Origin of the sequence: Pediococcus sp. EKM201D (assembly GCF_011800215.1) — a bacterium.
Lineage (GTDB): Bacteria > Bacillota > Bacilli > Lactobacillales > Lactobacillaceae > Pediococcus > Pediococcus pentosaceus.
In genome coordinates this window covers 107313-128648 of the sequence record NZ_JAALFK010000002.1, presented here as the reverse complement: position 1 = coordinate 128648, position 21336 = coordinate 107313, and the positions used below count along the sequence as shown (strand labels likewise).

General features: G+C 36.7%; 19 protein-coding genes. 17 read left to right on the top strand and 2 right to left on the bottom strand.

Going from position 1 to position 21336, the window contains the following annotated elements:
• Positions 1-28: 28 nt before the first annotated feature.
• The 8 genes from HFC68_RS03435 to HFC68_RS03400 all read left to right on the top strand — a co-directional run bounded on the left by HFC68_RS03435 (position 29) and on the right by HFC68_RS03400 (position 9432).
• The gene (locus HFC68_RS03435; RefSeq protein ID WP_011673786.1) at positions 29-1966 is read left to right on the top strand and encodes an ATP-binding cassette domain-containing protein; all 1938 of its coding nucleotides are present in this window, start codon (positions 29-31) and stop codon (positions 1964-1966) included.
• Positions 1967-2213: 247 nt separating this feature from the next.
• Positions 2214-3836 (top strand): ABC-F family ATP-binding cassette domain-containing protein, encoded by a 1623-nt coding sequence (locus tag HFC68_RS03430; RefSeq protein ID WP_011673785.1) that lies wholly within the window; start codon positions 2214-2216, stop codon positions 3834-3836.
• A 273-nt stretch (positions 3837-4109) separates the two neighbouring features.
• Complete coding sequence (locus HFC68_RS03425) at positions 4110-4553, top strand: MarR family winged helix-turn-helix transcriptional regulator (protein ID WP_002832925.1); 444 nt, start codon at positions 4110-4112, stop codon at positions 4551-4553.
• A gap of 154 nt (positions 4554-4707) precedes the next feature.
• Positions 4708-5622 carry a DMT family transporter gene (locus HFC68_RS03420; RefSeq protein ID WP_011673784.1) on the top strand — a complete coding sequence of 305 codons (915 nt, stop codon included), beginning with the start codon at positions 4708-4710 and terminating at the stop codon, positions 5620-5622.
• 126 nt (positions 5623-5748) lie between these two features.
• Positions 5749-6201 (top strand): CopY/TcrY family copper transport repressor, encoded by a 453-nt coding sequence (locus HFC68_RS03415; RefSeq protein WP_011673783.1) that lies wholly within the window; start codon positions 5749-5751, stop codon positions 6199-6201.
• A gap of 1 nt (position 6202) precedes the next feature.
• A complete protein-coding gene (locus HFC68_RS03410; RefSeq protein ID WP_011673782.1) occupies positions 6203-8293 on the top strand; it encodes a heavy metal translocating P-type ATPase in 2091 nt (696 codons plus the stop codon).
• A gap of 96 nt (positions 8294-8389) precedes the next feature.
• Positions 8390-8827: a nucleoside-diphosphate kinase gene (gene ndk / locus HFC68_RS03405; RefSeq protein WP_011673781.1), complete on the top strand. Its 438-nt coding sequence runs from the start codon at positions 8390-8392 to the stop codon at positions 8825-8827.
• Between the two features lie 182 nt (positions 8828-9009).
• Entirely contained in the window at positions 9010-9432 is a 423-nt protein-coding gene (locus HFC68_RS03400) for an Hsp20/alpha crystallin family protein (RefSeq protein WP_002832930.1), read from the top strand.
• Between the two features lie 60 nt (positions 9433-9492).
• On the opposite strand, the gene HFC68_RS03395 is transcribed toward HFC68_RS03400, so the two are convergent.
• The gene (locus HFC68_RS03395; RefSeq protein ID WP_011673780.1) at positions 9493-10173 is read right to left on the bottom strand and encodes an EAL domain-containing protein; all 681 of its coding nucleotides are present in this window, start codon (positions 10171-10173) and stop codon (positions 9493-9495) included.
• Positions 10174-10333: 160 nt separating this feature from the next.
• On the opposite strand from HFC68_RS03395, the gene HFC68_RS03390 reads away from it, so the two are divergent.
• The 9 genes from HFC68_RS03390 to pepF all read left to right on the top strand — a co-directional run bounded on the left by HFC68_RS03390 (position 10334) and on the right by pepF (position 20201).
• A complete protein-coding gene (locus tag HFC68_RS03390) occupies positions 10334-11680 on the top strand; it encodes an FAD-dependent oxidoreductase (protein ID WP_002832932.1) in 1347 nt (448 codons plus the stop codon).
• An 18-nt stretch (positions 11681-11698) separates the two neighbouring features.
• Entirely contained in the window at positions 11699-12250 is a 552-nt protein-coding gene (locus tag HFC68_RS03385; RefSeq protein ID WP_055126456.1) for a sugar O-acetyltransferase, read from the top strand.
• A 205-nt stretch (positions 12251-12455) separates the two neighbouring features.
• On the top strand, positions 12456-14024 hold the full coding sequence (locus tag HFC68_RS03380) for a BCCT family transporter (RefSeq protein WP_167399709.1): 1569 nt from the start codon (positions 12456-12458) through the stop codon (positions 14022-14024).
• 77 nt (positions 14025-14101) lie between these two features.
• Complete coding sequence (locus tag HFC68_RS03375; protein ID WP_002832935.1) at positions 14102-14575, top strand: S-ribosylhomocysteine lyase; 474 nt, start codon at positions 14102-14104, stop codon at positions 14573-14575.
• A 299-nt stretch (positions 14576-14874) separates the two neighbouring features.
• The gene (locus HFC68_RS03370; RefSeq protein ID WP_011673778.1) at positions 14875-15435 is read left to right on the top strand and encodes a biotin transporter BioY; all 561 of its coding nucleotides are present in this window, start codon (positions 14875-14877) and stop codon (positions 15433-15435) included.
• Between the two features lie 26 nt (positions 15436-15461).
• Positions 15462-16445 (top strand): biotin--[acetyl-CoA-carboxylase] ligase, encoded by a 984-nt coding sequence (locus HFC68_RS03365; protein WP_011673777.1) that lies wholly within the window; start codon positions 15462-15464, stop codon positions 16443-16445.
• Positions 16446-16544: 99 nt separating this feature from the next.
• Positions 16545-17720, top strand: a complete 1176-nt coding sequence (locus HFC68_RS03360) for an MFS transporter (protein ID WP_167399685.1) — start codon at positions 16545-16547, stop codon at positions 17718-17720.
• A 146-nt stretch (positions 17721-17866) separates the two neighbouring features.
• Complete coding sequence (locus tag HFC68_RS03355) at positions 17867-18334, top strand: hypothetical protein (protein ID WP_011673775.1); 468 nt, start codon at positions 17867-17869, stop codon at positions 18332-18334.
• A gap of 67 nt (positions 18335-18401) precedes the next feature.
• On the top strand, positions 18402-20201 hold the full coding sequence (gene pepF / locus HFC68_RS03350) for an oligoendopeptidase F (RefSeq protein ID WP_011673774.1): 1800 nt from the start codon (positions 18402-18404) through the stop codon (positions 20199-20201).
• Positions 20202-20462: 261 nt separating this feature from the next.
• Here the strand turns inward: pepF and HFC68_RS03345 are convergent, their stop codons facing one another.
• A complete protein-coding gene (locus tag HFC68_RS03345) occupies positions 20463-21308 on the bottom strand; it encodes a DNA-binding domain-containing protein (RefSeq protein WP_167399684.1) in 846 nt (281 codons plus the stop codon).
• Between the last annotated feature and the right edge of the window lie 28 nt (positions 21309-21336).

The window sequence follows — 21336 nt, the reverse complement described above, 5'->3', positions numbered from 1 at the left end:
TCACTGAAGGACCATATAGGAGGAAAGTATGAGTTTATTAGAGGTTCGGGATGTTCATAAATCCTATTTTCTAGGTAACCAAGAATTTAAAGTATTAAAAGGAATCAATCTGCAATTTGATCGAGGCGAGTTCGTTTCAATTTTAGGTGAATCCGGTGGTGGTAAATCAACCCTGATGAATATCATTGGTGGATTAGATCACCAGTACGAAGGTGATATTGTCTATAATGGACAATCATTACGCTCGGCTAAACCTAAGGTGTTAGATGCTTATCGAAGAGAAAATATCGGATTCATCTTCCAAAGTTTTAATTTGATTAGTCATCTGAACATTTTGGATAATGTAATGGTTTCTCTGGAAATGACGAAACTTTCTCATGCTAAACGAGTAGAACGGGCTAAAGCATTACTAGAACGAGTAGGCTTGAAAGAACATATGCGAAAGCATCCTAATCAACTCTCGGGTGGCCAAAAACAACGGGTGGCAATTGCGCGAGCCTTAGCTGGAGACCCTGATGTAATCATTGCTGATGAACCTACGGGAGCTTTAGATAGTCAAAATACTAAAGAAGTCTTGGAAATTTTGGAATCTATTGCTAAAGATGGAAAACTAGTTATTGCTGTAACGCATTCGCAAGAAGTAGCCGATTTTGGTACACGAGTGGTCCATTTGGATGACGGAGTGATTCATGGTGAGGCTGATTTAAGGGCGGCTTATCCAGTCCCTGACGCTGAAAAAACGTTGGTCCCTAAACATTTGACGTTCCGGGCTTCGTTACGAATGGCTTTGAAACATATGAGCTACAATTTCAAACGAAACCTGTTAATCATTTTTGGGGCATCCATTGGGATTTTCTCGGTTATTTTAATGTTAGGTTTGGGAAATGGAGTTACGGGTTATATGAATGACCAAATTTCATCACAAATCAATCCAACGGCTGTTCAAGTTGCTAAAAATGTAACCCAAGAACAAATGGAAAACGGTGAAACCGCAGATCTATCAAACACAGATTACCAACGAATGAATAAGATAAAGAATGTTAAATCAGTGGAACGCGGCTACTATGTTCAATCTGCAAAGACGGTTGCTGGTAAAAAATCAATTAGTTTGCAAGTTTTACAGACATGGAATAAGACCGAACGTGAAGGTGATATCAAATATGGTAGCAAGCCTGGTAATGGAGAAATCCTGTTAGATAAAGCTACAGCTAAAAAATTTGATAAAAAGTATAAAAACGTTGTGGGTAAGAAAATTACAGTTTTCGTAACGACCGTGGATAGTAAAAAACAACCGGTTCAACTCCAAAAAGAAGTTACAGTTTCAGGGGTAATTACCTCGGGAACGAGTGCGATTGACTATAATACGTTGAAAGAAATGTTTAAAGATAAGAACTTGGATTACCAGCCCAACTTCTTTACAGTCAACGTCAATAACACTCAGAATGTTAAGAGCGTTCAAAATAAAATTAAGAACTACAAGCATGATGTTAAGGGTAAAGAACGCCCCCAATACACAATTACTGGGGTAGGCGCAATTCTGGATTCATTGAATACTTACATCATGTTAGCCTTCTATGTGTTAGCTGGAATTGCGGGAATCTCGCTATTGGTATCAGCAATTATGATTATTGTGGTACTTTATATCAGCGTTTCTGAACGAACTAAAGAAATTGGGATTCTTCGGGCGATTGGTGCGCGTCGAAAGGATATACGTAACCTCTTTGTTTCAGAAGCATTCTTCTTGGGGCTTTTCTCAAGTATTTTAGGTTCAGCTTTTGCATTGCTAGCTCAATGGGGAGCTAACGTAATTTCTATGAAGCATATCGACTTTGCGATTATTGGAATCGCACCAGGTTATCTGATTTTTGGAATAGCGATTAGTATCATTATTAGTCTATTGGCGGCCTTTACGCCATCCCGTAAGGCCTCAAAATTGGACCCAGTCGAAGCTTTGTCAGCAGAATAGAGCTAAAAAATAGAAGTTTTTATGGCTAATGGGTGACATACAAATGGTTAAAGTGAGCCCTTTGTCTTTAATGCAGAGGGACTAAAAAATTGTGTGTTAATAAAATATAAAAGCCATTTTAATTAAATATCCTAAACAATAAGGTTGTTCAAGGATAGTAGGTATGTTAAATTAAACAGACTGGTAGAAATTGGGACAAGACATTGTTTTGCCTCTTTTTCTTTTGTCTACAAAATGGAGGAACTAAATGATAACTGTAAATGATATGAGCATGCAATTCTCTGACCGTAAATTGTATAGCGATGTTAATTTAAAATTCACTCCCGGCAACTGTTACGGAATTATTGGAGCTAATGGTGCTGGTAAATCAACATTTTTAAAAATATTAGAAGGTAAACTTCAACCAACTTCTGGTAACGTTAGTATTTCGCCTAATGAACGGATGTCGAGTTTAAATCAGGACCATTATGCTTTTGAAGAATTTACCGTAATGAATACTGTAATTCAAGGTTATAAAAAGTTATACGAAGTAATGCAAGCTAAGGATGCTTTATATGCTAAAGCGGATTTTACTGAAGAAGATGGGATGAAAGCTGCTAACTTAGAGGCTGAATTTGCTGAAATGGATGGTTGGAATGCTGAAGCAGAAGCATCACAATTACTTCAACAGCTAGGCATTGACGAAAGTCTGCATGACAGTAAGATGAGCGAATTAACCGAAGGTCAACGAATTAAAGTGCTTTTGGGACAAGCTTTGTTTGGGAAACCAGACATTTTGATTTTAGATGAACCTACTAACGGACTTGATCCAAAATCAATTAGTTGGTTAGAAGATTTCTTAGCTGACTTTCCAAATACCGTAATCGTTGTATCCCATGACCGTCACTTCTTAAACTCGGTTTGTACGATGATGTGTGATGTCGACTTTGGTAAGATTGAACTTTTCGTTGGTAACTATGATTTCTGGATGGAATCTAGTGCTTTAGCCAAACGTCTTCGTGAAAATGCTAATGCTAAAAAAGAAGAACAAATCAAAGAATTACAAGAATTCGTTGCTCGTTTTAGTGCTAATGCTTCAAAATCTAAACAAGCCACTTCCCGTAAGAAGCAATTAGATAAGATTACTTTAGACGATATCAAACCTTCTTCACGTAAATATCCTTTTATTCGTTTTGAACCAGCCCGCGAATTAGGTAATGATCTTGTTCGGGTGGACAAGGTTAGCAAGTCAATTGATGGTGTGAAAATTCTAGATAATATTACTTTCACCGTTCGCCCTGGTGAGAAGGCAGCAATTTTGAGTCAAAATGACTTAGCTACAACAGTCTTGATGCAGATTCTAGCTGGAGAAATGGAACCAGATAGCGGTTCAGTAACTTGGGGACAAACTACTGAACGTAGTTATATTCCGCGTGATATTAACAGTTATTTTGAAGACGATCGTTTTGATATTTTGGAATGGCTACGCCAATATGCACCTAAAGAAGAAAGTGATAATACTTTTCTCCGCGGTTTTCTAGGTAAGATGCTTTTCTCAGGGGAAGATGTACTAAAAAATGTTACTAAACTCTCTGGTGGAGAAAAAGTCCGCTGCATGATTTCAAAAACAATGTTGAGCAAGGCTAATGTTTTAATCCTAGATGACCCTACCAATCATTTAGATTTGGAATCAATTACCGCATTAAATGAGGGATTGACTAGTTACAAGAGTTCTATTATCATGACCTCGCATGATCATGAGTTTATTCAAACAATTGCGGATCATATTATCGAAGTTTCTGATAAAGGTTCGGTTGATCGTGCTGAAACAACTTATGATGAGTTTTTAAATCATGATGCTATCCAAGAACAAGTAAGTAAATTATATTAGGATTATCAGAAGCTATGATATGGGTAAAGTATCATAGTTTCTTAGTATGAAGGGTTAAAACGTTTTAATATGAATTTGATATTACCTTCACAATTGTTTTAAAATAAGTATTAGTAGAACAATTACTCGTTTTAAAGGGTCATTCATTAAAAGTAAGTGAACAAAAGAACACGATATGTCATCAATAATTAATATTTGCGTTGACAAGTTCTGTGAGTCTGTTAATATTTAACTATGTAAACGGCTGGGAAAGCTAGAATCGGGAGGAAGAAAATGAAACAAGCTGATATTACGTTTATTGCTCAAACGTATAACAAAAGTATAAAACTAATCGGTACGCTTTTAGAAAGTAAAATGTCAGATCCACAAGTATCTTTCGATATGTTCATGATTATGCATTTTATTAAGCAAGCTGATGGTGAAGCAATTACATTGAGCTCAATCGCTGATGCGCAAGAGGTTACCAAGAGTGCCATTTCAAGAAAAATTGGAACTTTATTGGACCTTGGCCTAGTCGAACAAAATAATGATAAACAAGATCGTCGAAAAAAATACCTCAAATTAACTCAAAAAGGAATCGATTTATATGAGGAAAATGACCGTATTTTTAGAGAAATGCTTGATGTGGTTGCTAGCAAATTCGGAAAAGACGACTTTGTTAAAACTCTAGAACACATTAACTCAATCCTTGAAATTATTAAGGGAACAACTGAATAATTATCAAAATGTAATAAAAGCAGGAGATTACTCCTGTTTTTTTATATTAGCAAAAAAATACACGGTGTTAGGAAATGTGACACGAATATACTTTATAGCCTATAACTTTTTAGGTATACTTAAATATATTAGAAAAATGTATGTGAGGTTTTTGATGGAAAAAGAAGTTTTGAACAAGCATATTGGTAAAGGAATTTTTTGGGCCCTTTTAGCGTCTTGTATGTGGGGAATTTCTGGAACGGTATTGGAAGTTATTTCTCAAGGAGAGAGTATTCCAGCTTCCTGGTTTTTATCTGCTAGAACATTAGGTGCTGGTTTAGTATTAATTGTTATCAGTTTTATTAAGTATCGGATGCAAATTTTTGATGTTTTTAAATCAGTTAAAACCGTTTTATGGTTGTTAGCGTATGCTATTTTTGGTTTAATGGCTAATTTATTAACTTTCTATATTAGTGTTCAAGAAGGTAATGCGTCAGCATCAACCATTCTTCAGTATTTAAGCCCCTTATTTATTGTTTTGGGGAGCTTAGTATTTCAGCGTGTTCGCCCGATGCGAAGCGATGTGATTGCTTTCGTAATCGCAATGGCAGGTGTTTTCTTGGCAATAACACATGGAAACATCCATGAACTAGCTATTTCTAATAAAGCATTGATTTGGGGAATTCTTTCAGGAATTACAGCTGCATTTTATGTTGTACTTCCTAAACCAGTAACTAAAAACCATCCTCCAATGATTGTTTTAGGATGGGCACTAATTATCGGTAGTATATTATTTAATATTCATCAACCAGTTTGGGTAGATACACCAGCTCTGACACCACAGTTAATGCTTTCAATGGCAACGGTAATTCTAGTGGGAACTATTTTACCTTTCTGGGCTTTATTACACAGTTTGAAATTTGCTCCATCTGCCGTTGTAAGTATTTTGGATGCTGTCCAGCCGGTCGTGACTTTTGTGTTGAGTTTACTATTCCTAGGCCATCCTTTTAACGTCGTAGAATTAATCGGTGCAGTATTAGTTATCATAGCTATTATTATCATTCAACGCTCAAGAACTAATCTAGAATAAAATTAAAACTTCATCTTAATTAATTAAGACCCGATGGAAATCGAGGTCTTTTTTCTTGACTTTTTAAGTTTACAAATGTAGTCTATATTTAAAGATTACATTTGTAAACAGATTGGAGGGTATAGTTTGAATACCAGTGATGAAATTGAAATTAGTCAATCAGAATGGGAAACAATGCGAGTAATATGGACGCTCCAAAAGGCTACGAGTCATCAAATTATCGAAATTTTGGAAGAGAAGTTGGGATGGAAAGCTTCCACCACTAAAACTTATTTAGGGCGATTAGTAAAAAAAGGGGCTTTAAGAACCAGTAAAAATGGACGAGAATTTATTTATCAGCCCATGATTGAAGAACAAGTTGCAATGGATAATGCTTCTAAATCCCTTTTTGTCCATCTTTGCCAACATAAGGTAGGGACTACTTTAGCTAATTTGATTGATCAAATTGAATTATCTAAAAGTGACATTCAAATGTTAATTGGTAAGTTGGAGGAAAAGGCACAAACAGCACCGGATAAGGTGAGCTGTAATTGTTTGCCAGAAAACTGTGATATGGATTGTAAGATGGAGGATATGTAACATGAATCATAAGCAAATGAATGAAGAGCACATGGACCATTCAAAAATGGATCATTCCCAGATGCATCATGAGATGAGTGGACATCAACATGACATGCACGATATGCATGACATGGGCGATGGACATATGATGCACATGGGGAATCTAAAACAATTATTTTGGGTAAGCTTAATTGCTACTATTCCAATTCTATTATTATCGCCATTTATGGGAATGGATTTTAGAATTGGTGACTTGAAATTGCCGATTAGTTTTACCGGTTCTGATTATATTGTCTTAATCTTAGCAACCTTCTTATTCTTCTATGGGGGTAAGCCTTTTTTGGCTGGGGCAGTCAGTGAGTTAAAATCAAAAGCACCCGCAATGATGACTTTAATTGCGATGGGAATTACCGTAGCATACGGCTATTCGCTTTATGCATTTATAATGAATCAATGGATTAATCCTAGCGGTCATGTAATGGACTTCTTTTGGGAACTTGCAACACTAATTGTAATTATGCTTCTAGGGCACTGGGTAGAAATGAATTCAGTGATGGCGGCAGGCTCTGCAGTTGAAAAAATGGTCGCACTTTTACCTAGTCAAGCGCATGTTTTGCATGGAGATCATGTCATGGATATGGATTTGAGCGATGTTGAAGTTGGCCAAACGGTCCGCGTACTTGCAGGAGAACAAATTCCAACTGATGGTGACGTAGTTTCAGGTTCAACTAAAGTAAATGAATCTTTAGTAACTGGTGAAGCACGTTTAATCGATAAAAAAGAAGGTAGTCAAGTAATTGGTGGAGCAGTTAACGGAGACGGAGTTATCGAAGTTAAGGTTACTGGAACTGGCGAAAGTGGCTATCTATCACAAGTAATGAAGTTAGTTAGTGACGCTCAAAAATCTAAATCCAAAGCTGAAAGTTTGGCTGATAAAGTAGCTTCATGGTTATTCTATGCGGCTCTAATTGTTGGTGTGATTGCGTTTGTGGCTTGGTTACCACAAGGCTTGGATGTGGCATTTGAACGAATGGTGACGGTCTTTATTATTGCTTGTCCGCATGCTTTAGGTCTAGCAATTCCATTAGTAGTTGCACGAAGTACCAGTATTGCGGCCACCAATGGTTTACTAGTTCGTAACCGTCAATCGATTGAAGAAGCTAAAAAAGTTAAATACGTCCTAATGGATAAAACTGGTACATTAACAGAAGGGAAATTCACGGTTAACGCAGTTAAGAGTTATGCTGACGATTTAAACCAAGATGATATTCTAGCACTGATGGCTAGCTTAGAAGACCATTCCGATCATCCTTTAGCAACTGGTATTAAAGCAGCAGCTAAAAAGCTGAAGCAAACAATTAAAACAGCTCATGATGTTTCAGCCCAAAAAGGGATTGGTTTAACAGGTACAATCGAAGGTCAGAAGTATCAGATTGTGAACGCCTCTTATTTGAAACAAAAAGAGATTAAGTTTGATACAAATGATTTTGAGAAATGGAGCACAGCTGGTAATTCAGTTTCATTCCTAGTAAGAGAAAATCAAGTTTTAGGTGGATTAGCTGAAGGTGACCAAATAAAGGAAAATGCAGTTTCCTTTATTAAAGAACTAAAGCAATTGGGTTATATTCCGGTAATGTTGACGGGAGATAACCAACAAACAGCGCAAAAAATTGCGGCAAGCCTTCAAATTGATGAATGGCATGGAGAATTATTACCAGAAGACAAACTAAAGGCACTTGAAAAATATCAAGAACAAGGAAAAGTAATTATGGTAGGAGACGGCATCAACGATGCGCCTAGCCTTGCTAAAGCAAACATTGGAATTGCCATTGGAGCCGGAACGGACGTTGCAATTGATTCCGCTGATGTAGTCCTTGTGCACAGTGATCCAAGTGATATCTTGAACTTCTTGAAATTAGCTCAAGCAACCAATGCTAAAATGGTTCAAAACCTCTGGTGGGGAGCTGGATATAACTTATTTGCAATTCCACTAGCAGCTGGAATTTTGGCTCCGATTGGATTCGTCCTTAGTCCGGCAGTTGGAGCGGTGTTAATGTCACTTTCAACCGTTATTGTGGCATTGAACGCGTTGGCGTTAAAGATTAAGTAAAAATTTTTTTAGTAAAAGGCTTACATTCCATATTACGTGTAAACTAGGCGTTCTCTAGTATATAATTGGCATATAAAACCAATGGGGGATTTGCCAATGAGTACAGAAAAATCACTAATTTTAGTTAAACCAGACGGAGTTCAATGTGGACATATCGGTCATGTGATTTCACGAATTGAAAATCGTCGTTATGAAATCAAAGCCTTAAAGATGGTAAACGCAACGGAAGAACAGTTACGTCAACATTACTCACAATTAGTAGATAAACCATATTACGCCGACATTGAAAAATTTATGACAAGTGGTCCAATTGTGGCCATTATTGCTGAAGGTAATGAAATTATCGACACCTTCCGTAAAATGGCTGGTCCAACTAATCCGAGTGAAGCAATGGCCGGAACGATTCGCGGTGACTTTGCCAGAGCTTGGGGACCTGGTCCTATTAAGAATGTAGTTCATAGTTCAGATAGTGTAGAAAGCGCTGAAAAAGAAATTAAGATTTGGTTCCCAGAAAGAATCAATACTGAAAACTAAATCTACAATTATAGATAAAGACTTATGCAATGGACAATATCTTGTTCTTGGGTAAGTCTTTTTTTATTGAAAACATTTTCTTGAGTAAAGTAATTGACATAATACTATAATGTGACTAACATTATAGGTGTAAGGATGAAGCGAAGAACTTCACCAATCATTTAGAAAGGGGTTTTGTTTTTATGGCTAATGAAATGATGAATCGTAGGAATGATATGTGGGATCCATTTTTTGACCGTTTATCGCGCGGATTTTTCAACAACGGCTGGGATGGAACCTCAAAAACATTGAAGACCGACGTGAGTGAATCAGATACTGATTACAAAGTTAAAATCGATGTGCCAGGAATTGATAAAAAAGATATTAAATTGGATTATCAAGATGGCGTACTAAATGTGGAAGTGAAGAAAGATAGTTTTGCTGATCATGAAGATGAAAAGCATAATGTTACGATGACCGAACGAAGCTATGGTATCATGCGGAGAAGTTACGAATTACCAAGAGTTAAGGCTGAAGATATTAAGGCTAAAGTTGATAATGGAGTTTTATCAATTACCTTACCTAAGGCCAGTGGTGAAAAGACTTCCGGAATTGAAATCGAATAGAAACTAAATAAAAAACCGTGTTACGATTGTGTCTCGCAACGCGGTTTTTCTTTACATAAGTTAATCGGGATCATCGGGATGTATTTTCATTAGTGTAGGGCGGCCATAGTAGTATCCTTGGCGTAAATCGATATTCATAGAATCGGCCCAAGCATCATCATTATCATCTTCGATACCTTCCAAAATGAAACGCATTTGATGTTTAGTTGCTAGGTTTTGCCAAAAGGTAACGTGATTTTCAGCGGCAGATTCGTTCAAATGCTCTTTATAATTTTGGAGAGCGTATTTAAGTTCACGAGTGTATGGTAGTAGAGGCTTAACTGCAGGCCATGTATTAATTCCGCTACCAACGTCATCGAGACAAAATTGGATTCCAAAGTCATTCAATTGCGTAACAACTTCAATTAATTGCTCATCAGACACCGAGGGTTTAACATCATTTTCAATTAATTCGATAATTAATTTAACTGGACGTAAAACTGTCTGGGCGGCAATTAAAGCGTGAATTAGTTGATCATCAAGAATTTGGTTACGATCAACATTAAATGAAACTGAACCAACTTTAAGAGATAATTCTTTAGCAGTTGCAATCAGTAATTCTGCCATATCATGGGCTGGAATTGCTGAAAAAGAAGCAGGCATTCGCCAGGTCCCATCGCGGTATTCTTTGATCAGCATCTCGTAACCAATTACTGAATCAACAATCGTATTTAACTGCGGTTGGATAAAAAATCTAAGCATTAAGTAAACTCCTTGAAATTTGGCGTGGTTAGTTTGCTAATTTTCCTTATTAAAGCATTTACAAAGTCTTAATCCAGTCTAAAATTAAAATATAAAGCATCTGGAATCGTGTAAAAAATTCTTAACAAGTAAGTCCAGTATAAAACAAGTAGGAGGCAAAATGAAAGTAGCAATCATCGGGTGTACCCATGCTGGTACAGCAGCAGTGAGAGAAATCTTACGACAAAATCCGGATACGGAGGTAGATATTTATGAACGTAATAATAATATCTCTTTCTTATCATGTGGAATCGCATTGTATCTGAATGGACGCGTAAAACGGCTAGAAGACATGATGTATGATGATGCAGAGGATCTCCGTTCAGAAAAAATTCGGGTGAACCTGCGACATGATGTTCTAAAAATTGACCGAAATCAAAAAGAGATTTTGGTACAAAACATGGAAGACTATAGTATTCGTCGTGAACATTACGATAAATTAGTGATGTGCACGGGTTCAGCAGTGACCTTACCTCCAATTAAAGGCATTAATCATAAACGAGTAATGCTATGTAAAAACTATGAACAAGCGCAGACTTTACACCAAGTTTTAAAACCCCACCAGCGAGTTGCATTAATTGGTGGAGGATATGTTAACGCAGAGTTAGCAGAAAGCTTGTCTGATTTAGGTTGTCAAGTAACCTTATACCATAGTCATGATGTGATTTTAAATAATTACGTGGATGTACAGCTGAGCAAAATGTTAGTTGAAATCCTGGAAGATCACGGGGTCAAAGTTAAACTTAATAGTAAAGTCGCATCATTCACGGATCAAAAGGACTCCTTACTGGTTACTACCATTCATGATCAAAATGAAGAAGTTGACGTAGCGATTGTTTCAAAAGGCTTCATCCCGGTAACTAATTTGTTAGAGGGGCAGGTTAAAATGAGTCGTAATGGTGCAATTTTAACTAACGAATATGGACAAACTTCTGATCCGGATATTTACGCGGCAGGAGATGCTCGTACTGTACATTACAATCCGACGGATACAGATAGCTATATCCCATTGGCGACGAATGCAATTCGCCAAGGTAAATTAGTTGGTATTAATATTTTCGGTAATCGTTGGCCTGAAATAGGTTCGCAAGGAACATCAGGCTTACAATTGTTTGGTTATACATTAGCTACTACCGGTTTAACCTATCAACGAGCTTTAGATGCTGGTTTAAAGGTCAAATATATCAGCTATGAGGACAATTATCGTCCAGAATTTATGCCGACAACGGAAAAAATAAACAGTATAATTGTTTATGAACAGGACAGTTTAAAAGTTCTGGGGGCCCAATTCTTTAGTGAACATAATGTTTCTCAATTGGCTAATACAATGTCTTTAGCAATTCAGAATCAAAATACGCTGAAAGATTTAGCATTTGTGGATATGTTATTCCAACCATACTACGATCGACCATTTAATTTTATTAACTTGGTAGCGCAGGCAGGGTTGCAACAAGAAGGGCTAATTTAAAGAAGGAAGCGCGTAAATATGACAAGAACTGAACGAGAAAAAATGACTGCTGGAGAACCTTACCAGCAGTTTGATGCTGAATTAATTGGTCGTCGAAAGTTCATCCGTCAACAATTACAAGTGATTAACAACGAAACAGACAATGAGAAACGTAATGGTGGCTTTAAAAAACTACTAGGTGATGTAGGTGACGATTTCTTTGTCGAGAGTGAATTCAAATTTGATTATGGATGGAATATTCACATTGGTAATCATTTTTATGGCAACTACGATATGACTTTCCTTGATACGTGTCCAATTACGATTGGTGAACACTGTTATTTTGGTCCTAACGTGGGGCTGTATACTCCTATTCATCCACTTGATCCCGTTAAGAGAAATGCTGATGTAGAATTAGGTGCTCCAATTACAATTGGTAATAGCTGTTGGTTTGGAGGACGAGTGACCGTTTTACCTGGGGTAACTTTGGGCAATAACGTCGTCGTGGGTGCTGGATCAGTGGTAACAAAGAGTTTTGGGGACAATGTGGTAATTGCGGGAAATCCTGCCAGAGTAATCAAACAAATCTAGCCTAATTTGATATTTAAATTAATAGTAGTAACATGAAAGTAACAGGTATGACGAATTTCGGAGCAATCCGATCGAGCAACGCTATGCAGGTGTGAACTTAATACGCCAATGGTGTTGCTTTTTTTGTACCAATTTTTTGAAAATATGGGAGGAATTTTTTATCTTACACAGTAAGAATGTCGATCGAGCTGTCTTTTTACCAACAATGGTGTTATTTGGGGTTGTATCAATCATCCTCATCACAGGCGGCCCAGCCGTTCAGCAATTAATGAACGCGTTGTTGTCATTCGTTACAAGCAAATATGAGTGGTTGTATATCTCAATTTATGTCATCAATTTCATGTTTTTTATCGTTTTGATTTTTAGTAAATACGGTAAAATCAGATTCGGAAAGGCTGATCCAGCTAAAGACTATAGTGGTTTTCAATGGGGAAGCATGGTTTTTGCAACTGCAATTGATGCAAGTATTTTGATGTTAAGTGCAACTGATCCATTGCAATACCTTCAGCACCCGGCATTTGGCGCGAAGCCATTATCGACCCAAGCGTTTGCCTATGCTAACGTAGTGGGCGAGTTTAATTGGGGGCCGATGGCATGGATGATGTTTGCAACTGCCACCGTTGCTATTGCTTATACAATGTATGTAAAAAAAATTCCAGTAATGCGATTAAGTACTGTAATTCCCCTCTTGAAGGGCGATCAATTATACAAAAAAGTTTTACGTCAACTAATTGATTTCTTAGTCGTTTTTGGGATCATGGGCGGAATTGGTTCTTCGATTGGAATGGAAATTCCCGTGATTGCACGTGTTTTAAGTATTATCGTAGGTATTAAAGATACGATTTATTTAAAACTATTTTTATTCTTTATTTTATTGATTTTATTTACGTTAACCGTGTATGCAGGTTTAAATAAGGGAATTAAAAAACTATCAGCATGGCACATTTATTTGGCAATTATTTTCTTAGCAATTGTTTTAGTAGCTGGTCCAACTAAATTTTTAGTGGGCTCAGAAGGTCAAACCTTGAAATTAATGGCGCAACATTTTACTGCGCTTTCCTTTAATAAAGCTAATGCTGGCACCAATGGTTTTGCTCAACATCAAACCCTGTTTTATTGGGGTTGGTGGTTAGCCTACATGCCGGTAATGGGGTTATTTATTGCCCGGATCTCGCATGGTAAGACGATTCGCCAAGTTGTTTTAGGGATGATGACTTATGGAGTCGGTGGCTGTATTTCATTTTATGCAGTTTTAGGGGGCTATGCTCTATGGCTTCAACAATCAGGTACTTTAAACATCGTGCACATTTTGAATACACAAGGACAAGCAGCAGTTCAAGCAGCATTGATTACAACTTTGCCGATGAATAAATTGATGCTAATTCTTTTCTGTGTTTCATGTTTTATCTTCTTAGCAACGACGATTTCTTCTTCTGCATTTATTGTTTCATCATTCACCAGTCTAGACTTGTCGCATGGTCGCCAACCTAGCCGATGGAATCGAATGGCTTGGGTCATCGTGTTTATTATTTTCTCGTTAGGAATTGTTATAGTAGGTGGATTTGAGGTCGTTCAAGCAATCTGTACGGTTGCAGGATTTCCGCTAATTTTTGTATGTATTTTGTTATTATATTCTATCTATCAAGATGTAACTGGACGTGAATTTAATCGGGTTAGAATGCCTAGTTACCTCCCCGTTGTTAATCTCCGTCCTTTGCAAAAAATGATGGTTAGTTATCATTTGATGCATAACATTAGTCAGGACGATTTTTAAATGAATTTTTTAATTTATATCAGGATCGAGTTGGTCTAAAATAGGACATAGATACCGATGAATAGGGGGATGTTTTTATGGCAAAAGTAGAAAGCTTTGAATTGGATCACACAAAGGTAAAGGCTCCGTACGTACGTTTAATTACAGTTGAAACGGGAAATAAGGGCGATAAGATTTCTAATTTCGATTTACGTTTAGTTCAACCAAACGAAAATGCGATTCCCACTGCAGGACTACATACGATTGAACATTTGCTAGCTGGATTATTGCGAGATCGAATGGATGGAATTATCGACTGTTCTCCATTCGGATGTCGAACAGGTTTCCATTTGATTGCTTGGGGAGAACCTACAACCACAGAAGTTGCTAAAGCATTGAAGGGTGCACTAGAAGAAATCGCAAATGTTACTAAGTGGGAAGATGTACCAGGTACGGACATCTACAGTTGTGGTAATTACCGTGATCATTCACTATTTTCAGCTAAAGAATGGGCGAAAAAGATTTTGGATGACGGTATCAGTGACCAACCTTTTGAACGAAATGTAATTTAATAAATTAAAAACCGAAACCGAATTAGAGTAGTTTGAATGCTGCTTTAATTCGGTTTTTTTGTACAACGGATAGATCATTAATTTTAGAAGTGACAATTGAAAAGCTTTTGTCAAAGAATGAAGAAAGGAATAGTTTACACCAAAATTATGAGTAAAAAGTAATCTCCAACACGGTTTAGACCTAAAAATTTTGAAATTAATCGATTAAAAAATCTGTAATAGTAACCTTATTTTATAAAAATAGGTTACTATTATATATAATGAATTTGTTTCAAAATTAAAGAAGGTAGGTTTTAAAAATGGAGAGAAGCAACCAAAGTGCAGTAAAAATGATGACTTTAGCAGCAATGATAACAGCTTTAACGATTGTGATGGGGCTGATGCCTAGAATTCCGCTCTTGTTAATTCCAGTTCCCATTGTCTTACAAAATATGGGAGTAATGATGGCTGGTGACATGCTAGGTACTAGATATGGAACGTTATCAGTAGGAATATTTTTATTATTAGTAAGTTTGGGATTGCCAATCCTTTCCGGTGGTTTAGGTGGTGCCGTAGTATTTTTAGGAGCTACCGGGGGCTATTTAGTGGCTTGGTTGTTTGCGCCACTAGTAATTAATTTAATCAAGAATGTTTTGAAAGGCAAAATTAAGAATCAATTAATACTTAGTTTACTTTCTGTTTGGCTTGGAGGAGCAGTTTTTATTGATGTATTTGGTGCGTTCTGGTTAGCGATTCAAGCACCCATGCCACTTTCAACGGCCATGTTTTCTACTTTATTATTTATCTCAGGTGATACAATCAAAGCTATTTTAGTAATTATCATAGCCAATCGATTGGAGAAGATAGTACACTTAAACTAGTTAAATAGATTAAGGGTGGTTATAAGATGGGGAATAAAACAAGCCAAAAAGTTTTATTAGAATTATTGAAAGATCGAGATCGTTGGGTATCTGGAAATGAAATAGCAGATAGTCTAGGCGTTACCCGCGAAACGATTTGGAAAAATATTAACCTATTAAAGAAACGCGGTCACCAAATCCAAAGTCAGAAAAATCTAGGTTACAAATATGAAAGTAGCTCTAAGTTGGATGAAGTAGTCATTAATTTTTATAAAAATAAAAGTGTTGATCATGTTGCTGTTGAAGAGCAAGTCGATTCAACTCAAATGTATGCTAAAAACTATCTCGCTACTCACCAAGTCGAAAAGGCATTTGCTGTGATTAGCGAGCAGCAAACGCAAGGATACGGACGAAGAGGACGTAGTTTTTACTCACCCAAAGAACAAGGACTTTACTTTAGCATAGTTATCCCTAAGCCCACTTTTGAAATTAACCAGGTGGGCTTAATAACTACTGGGGTTGCCTATGTGATTGCACAAACATTTAAAGATTTCTTCCCTGAACGTGAATTTAAATTGAAATGGGTTAACGACATTTTAATGAATCGACGAAAGGTGGCAGGAATTATTACTGAGGCAATTACCGAAGTAGAATCTGCTTCTACGCAAGCGTTTGTAATCGGGGTGGGAATTAACTTAACCACGCCTGAATTTCCAGAAGAATTACAACAAAAAGCGGGAGCCATTGTTGCTAAAAATGAACCGAACATTGATCGTAATTTAATCGCCGCCCAATTAATTAATACGATTGTAGATAATTGGCAAAATTATTTAGATGGCAGCTTTTTGTCCGAGTATCGAAGAATGTCAATCGTAATTGGTAAGCCAGTTACCTTACAAGTCGGAACGAAACAAGTAAAGGGGATTGCAACGGATATTAACGAGTATGGAAATATCGTCGTAAAGTTGGATGATGGACAAGTTAAAGCTTTTAATAACGGTGAAATTACCAAGGTGAATTTGGACTGGTAATTATGGTCTCCGTAAGATATAGGTAATGAGCTTGAGCTTTTTTATTCATTGAGTGTTATCATGAAAGAATGTATCAGATAACGAAGGAGATGAATTACAATGAGTGAAAAAAACAGAAAGACATTATATATCTTAATTGCTGGAAACTTCTTAATTTGTTTGGGGATTGGTCTAGTCATACCCGTCACACCATTTATTAAGAATCATTACGGTTATACTACTACTCAAATGGGAATTATGACGGCATTGTTTGCTTTCTCGCAATTTATCGCTTCTCCATTAGTTGGACGAGTTTCAGATAAAATTGGACGTAAGCCACTGATTGTAGCGGGATTATTTTTCTACGCCGTTTCGGAAGTAATCTTTGCTTTATCAAATTCGTTATTACTATTTAACGTATCCAGAGTTGTTGGTGGCATTTCAGCCGCTTTGTTTATTCCAACGTCGATGGCTTTAGCATCTGATGTTACCACTACGGCGCAAAGGGCTAAGGTAATTGGTTGGATTTCAGCCGCATTTAGTGGGGGACTAATTTTAGGACCAGGGCTCGGTGGTGTATTAGCAAATATCCATTATAAAGTGCCGTTTTGGGCGGCTGCAGCCTTAGGGCTGGTTTCAACATTATTTACGTATTTGGTAATGCCGAAGACTGAAGTGAAAATAGAAGAAACGGAAATGACCAAGTTTACTAAGCCGAATGCTTTGAAAAGTGTCATGACGGCGCCACTAGTAATTCTATTTACGATGATTTTTGTAGCAGCCTTTGGGTTACAGGGATTCGAAAGTATTTATAGCATCTACGTTAACCAAGTCTTCAATTTTAGTTTAGGAACGATTGCACTAGTATTGACTTTTAATGGGATTTTCTCGTTGATTTTGCAAGTGTTTATCTTTGATTTCTTGGTGCGGAAAATGGGTGAAGTGAGACTGATTGGGGCATGCTTCTTAATTGGAGCAATTTTTGTTTTTTGGATTACCCAAGCTTATACTCAAATTGAAGTAATCATTGCTACATTAGTAGTTTTCTCTGCCTTCGATGTTTTACGTCCGGCCATCACCACCTTATTAACTAAGGAAGGTAAAGACAATCAAGGCTTAATTAATGGATTAAACATGTCTTTAACTAGTGTGGGGAACGTCATCGGACCAATTATTGCCGGAATGTTGATGGATTACAATACTCACATTCCATATATGATTGTCGCTGTAATTTTATTCATATCTTATGGAATTACTTTCATCGTAGGACATGTGATGAAAAAAGAAACACGGTAGATGATAAAAAACTGTAGCGGGGCGATCAAGCTCGGCTACAGTTTTTTGTTTGATATAGTTTGGAAAGTTTCATATTAAGATAGTTATTCCTTGAAAATGTTATACAATGAAAGCGTAAGCAATCTAATAATGGAGGGGGTACAATCATGATTAAAACTAATAGCAATTTAAATGAACTAAAAAAAGCTGCAACAAATTTAATTGGAATGGATAAAATACCAGCGGGTAAGTATCAATTAGCTGAAATTATAGCTCGAGGAATCGATGATACATTTGAAGCACGGGAGAGTGACGAATGGGAAATTGATGAGTATCTAAGAGATCGAGCTTTAAACTTTTGGTTTTACCCATCAATGAATCTGGAAGAATTAGTACCTAAATTAACAGATGAAATCGCAAATAACTGGGAAATTAAAAGAGGAGACGACCGGATGTTATCAACATGTTTAGCGGCCGTGTTGACTTATCATCCGCACAATTTATCAGTCACATTAGGAGAACTTTTAAAATCAGATCCGACGACTCAAAATTTAGCGACGTTAGAGGGCTTCAATATTACTAAGATTAATCAAATCCTAGTTCAACACAATGCACGCCCCTTATCAGTTAATTAAGTGCCTTAAGTTGTGTATAGTTTCGGAAGTTGTAAAATAAAAGGCAATAGTATTAGGAGGATTTTACATGGCAAAAAAACAACTAACACGGGCAGAGGTTCCGGAAGCGTTAACTTGGAACGTCACCGATATTTTTACAACTGAAGCAGATTTTAAAAAGGCCATTCAACAAGTTGAAAAACAAATTGTTGAAATTCAGGCCAATTCTAAACATATGACCGAGAGTGCTACACAGTTATTAACATTAACTGAATTACTTTATGAGAGTGAAGAACTCCTTATGAAAGTTTATGGATATGCGGCTCGGGTTAATGATGGCGATACTGCTGACCCACATGGGAACGATTTGATGAATCAAGCATTATTAATTGTTAATAAGTGGGAAGCAGCCGTATCATTTTATGATCCTAAAATAACGCAACTATCAGCAGCGCAATTAGATCAATTTTTAGATGATAAGCCAGAATTAAAACGATATGAATTTAATTTACGTCGAATTCAAGAGCAAGCTGCCCATACCCTTACTCCTGCTGAAGAAAAATTGTTGGCTCAACTTCAACCGGCGATTGATGATGCTTCAGACATTTCTTCGAAATTAGATGACGCTGATTTAGATTTTGGAATGATTAAAGATGAAAATGGCGAAGAAGTTCAATTAACTAATGCTACAGCCAGCGAATTTGCTACTTCAGCAGATCAGGACATGCGAATGCGTGCTAGTAAACAAGTTGCTAAGGCGTACCGTTCAATGCGGAATACCTTTGGTGCTACCCTTAAAAGCCATGTTCATGCCCAAAATATTTTAGCCACAATTAGGCATTTTGATAGTGCACGTCAGATGAATTTGGCTGATCAAAAAATTCCAGAAGCCGTTTACGATACGTTGATTAATACGACACATGAACATCTGGATTTGATGCATGATTATTATGCTTTCCGAAAAGCATACTTAGGATTAGATCATATGTATCAATTTGATCGACATGTTCCTTTGGTTGCAGATGCTAAGTTAAGTTTGGCATTTGAAGAAGGCAAAAAGGTTACGATGGCAGCCTTGGCTCCGTTAGGCAAAGATTATCAAAATTATTTGCAAGAGGAATTTGAACAACGTTGGATTGATGCAGCTGAAAATAAAGGGAAACGTAGTGGGGGCTATGAGGACGACGTTTATGGAGTGCATCCATATATCTTACTAAATTGGAATGATATTTATGATAGTACTTCAACGTTAGCCCATGAATCGGGCCACGCACTTCAGAGTGTTTACACGGATAAGGCCCAACCTTTCTGGTATTCACAATATCCAATCTTTATTGCTGAAATTGCTTCAACTTTAAACGAAAGCTTATTAAACCATTATATGTTAGAAAAATATGCTGATGATCCTCAAATTAAAGCATTTATTTTAACACAAGATGTGGACAACTTTATTGGCACGGTTTATCGTCAAACTCTTTTTGCGGAATTTGAGCATTTTATTTATACAGAAGATGCCAAAGGAACGACCCTTACCCCCGATTTGATGGCTGATAAATTTAACGGATTGTTTAAAGAATATAATGGAGATGCTGTAACAGATTTACCTTGGAAAGACGATACTTGGGCGCAAATTCCTCATTTCTATTACGATTATTATGTTTACCAATACGCTACATCTAAAGCCATCGCAACCGCTTTAGCCGATGATATTATTTCTGGTAAACCTGGTGCATTGGAAAACTATAAGAAATTCTTATCAGCTGGAGCAAGCAATTATCCAGTCGAAATAGTTAAACAGGCTGGGGTAGATGTAACTAAACGTGACTATCTTGATCAAGCATTTAAAATATTTGGTGAAGAAGTCGAAGAATTAAAGCGAATTTTATAATATTTAAACTAAGACATTGGAATTAAAGTCATAAAAAAACTCCCCGAGTTAAAATGGGGAGCATCTAGTTTTGTACATTCAATTTAGGCATGATACTTGTAATTTATCCTACTTGTACCATGTTTTTTATTTAATAAAATTGATCTTTTAAACTATTTGAAGAACTTAACTATATTTAATTTAGTTGGGTTCTTTTTTTATGGACTGAAGAAATTTTTAACTAGTATTGGGAATAAATTTTATTTTAGGGTCATATTTTTACTATGTGTCTTCGCGATAACTCTCTTGTAATAATCCATCGAAGAAATGCTGAATCGAGATTTGACCGCGTTGGGCTCCGACTTCTCGAATTCTTTGCATTTCATTATAAACGTTCTGGAAATCAAATAAACTGTTGGCATATTCTAGCAGAACTTCATTTTCGGGATATTCAATACACATACCGGCTAAATTGCAAATACCAACACGTAAGGCACGCCGAATTCTTTGAAAGGCACTTTTTTTCTCATGTTCATTTAAAGAAAGACTTTCTTGAAAATCAATCTTTGAGAAAGGAATATTTTGATCGACCATAACTTTAGCAATCCGTAAGATATCATCACAACCGTTTTCAGAAGCAATCCCTAAAAAGCGGAGGATTGAATGGATTCGATCGGTTCGAAGACGATGCTTAGATTGTGGTCGATTAAATGGTGTGGCAATTCCAGACGTTAATTTGTTAATTTCAGCCATTTTATCAACTACTTGGCAGTAAGAACCCACTAGCTTCGTAATATTTTTAAACTCCAGATGATTAAAAGGATAATCTAAATAAGCGTCAATTCCTACACGATAAGCTTCGTCTTTACAGGCCTCATTATGAGGTCCCACCACAATAAAGTGAGGTTTGATGTGGACTTGAGCGAGACGTTTGATCAAATTTAGCCCTTCTGGAAAAATTTCTAAGCAATTGATGATCATTACGTCGACTCTTAGTTGTAATAAATCGTCATAGGCACTATCAACATCGAAATTAACTCCAACCAGTGAGTTACTAAAATCCGATTCAATAATATTTTGAACGATGGAAACACTTGATTCATCGTCTGATAGTAAATAAAAGTTCATAGTCGGATCTCCTTTTGAAGTTTTTTGA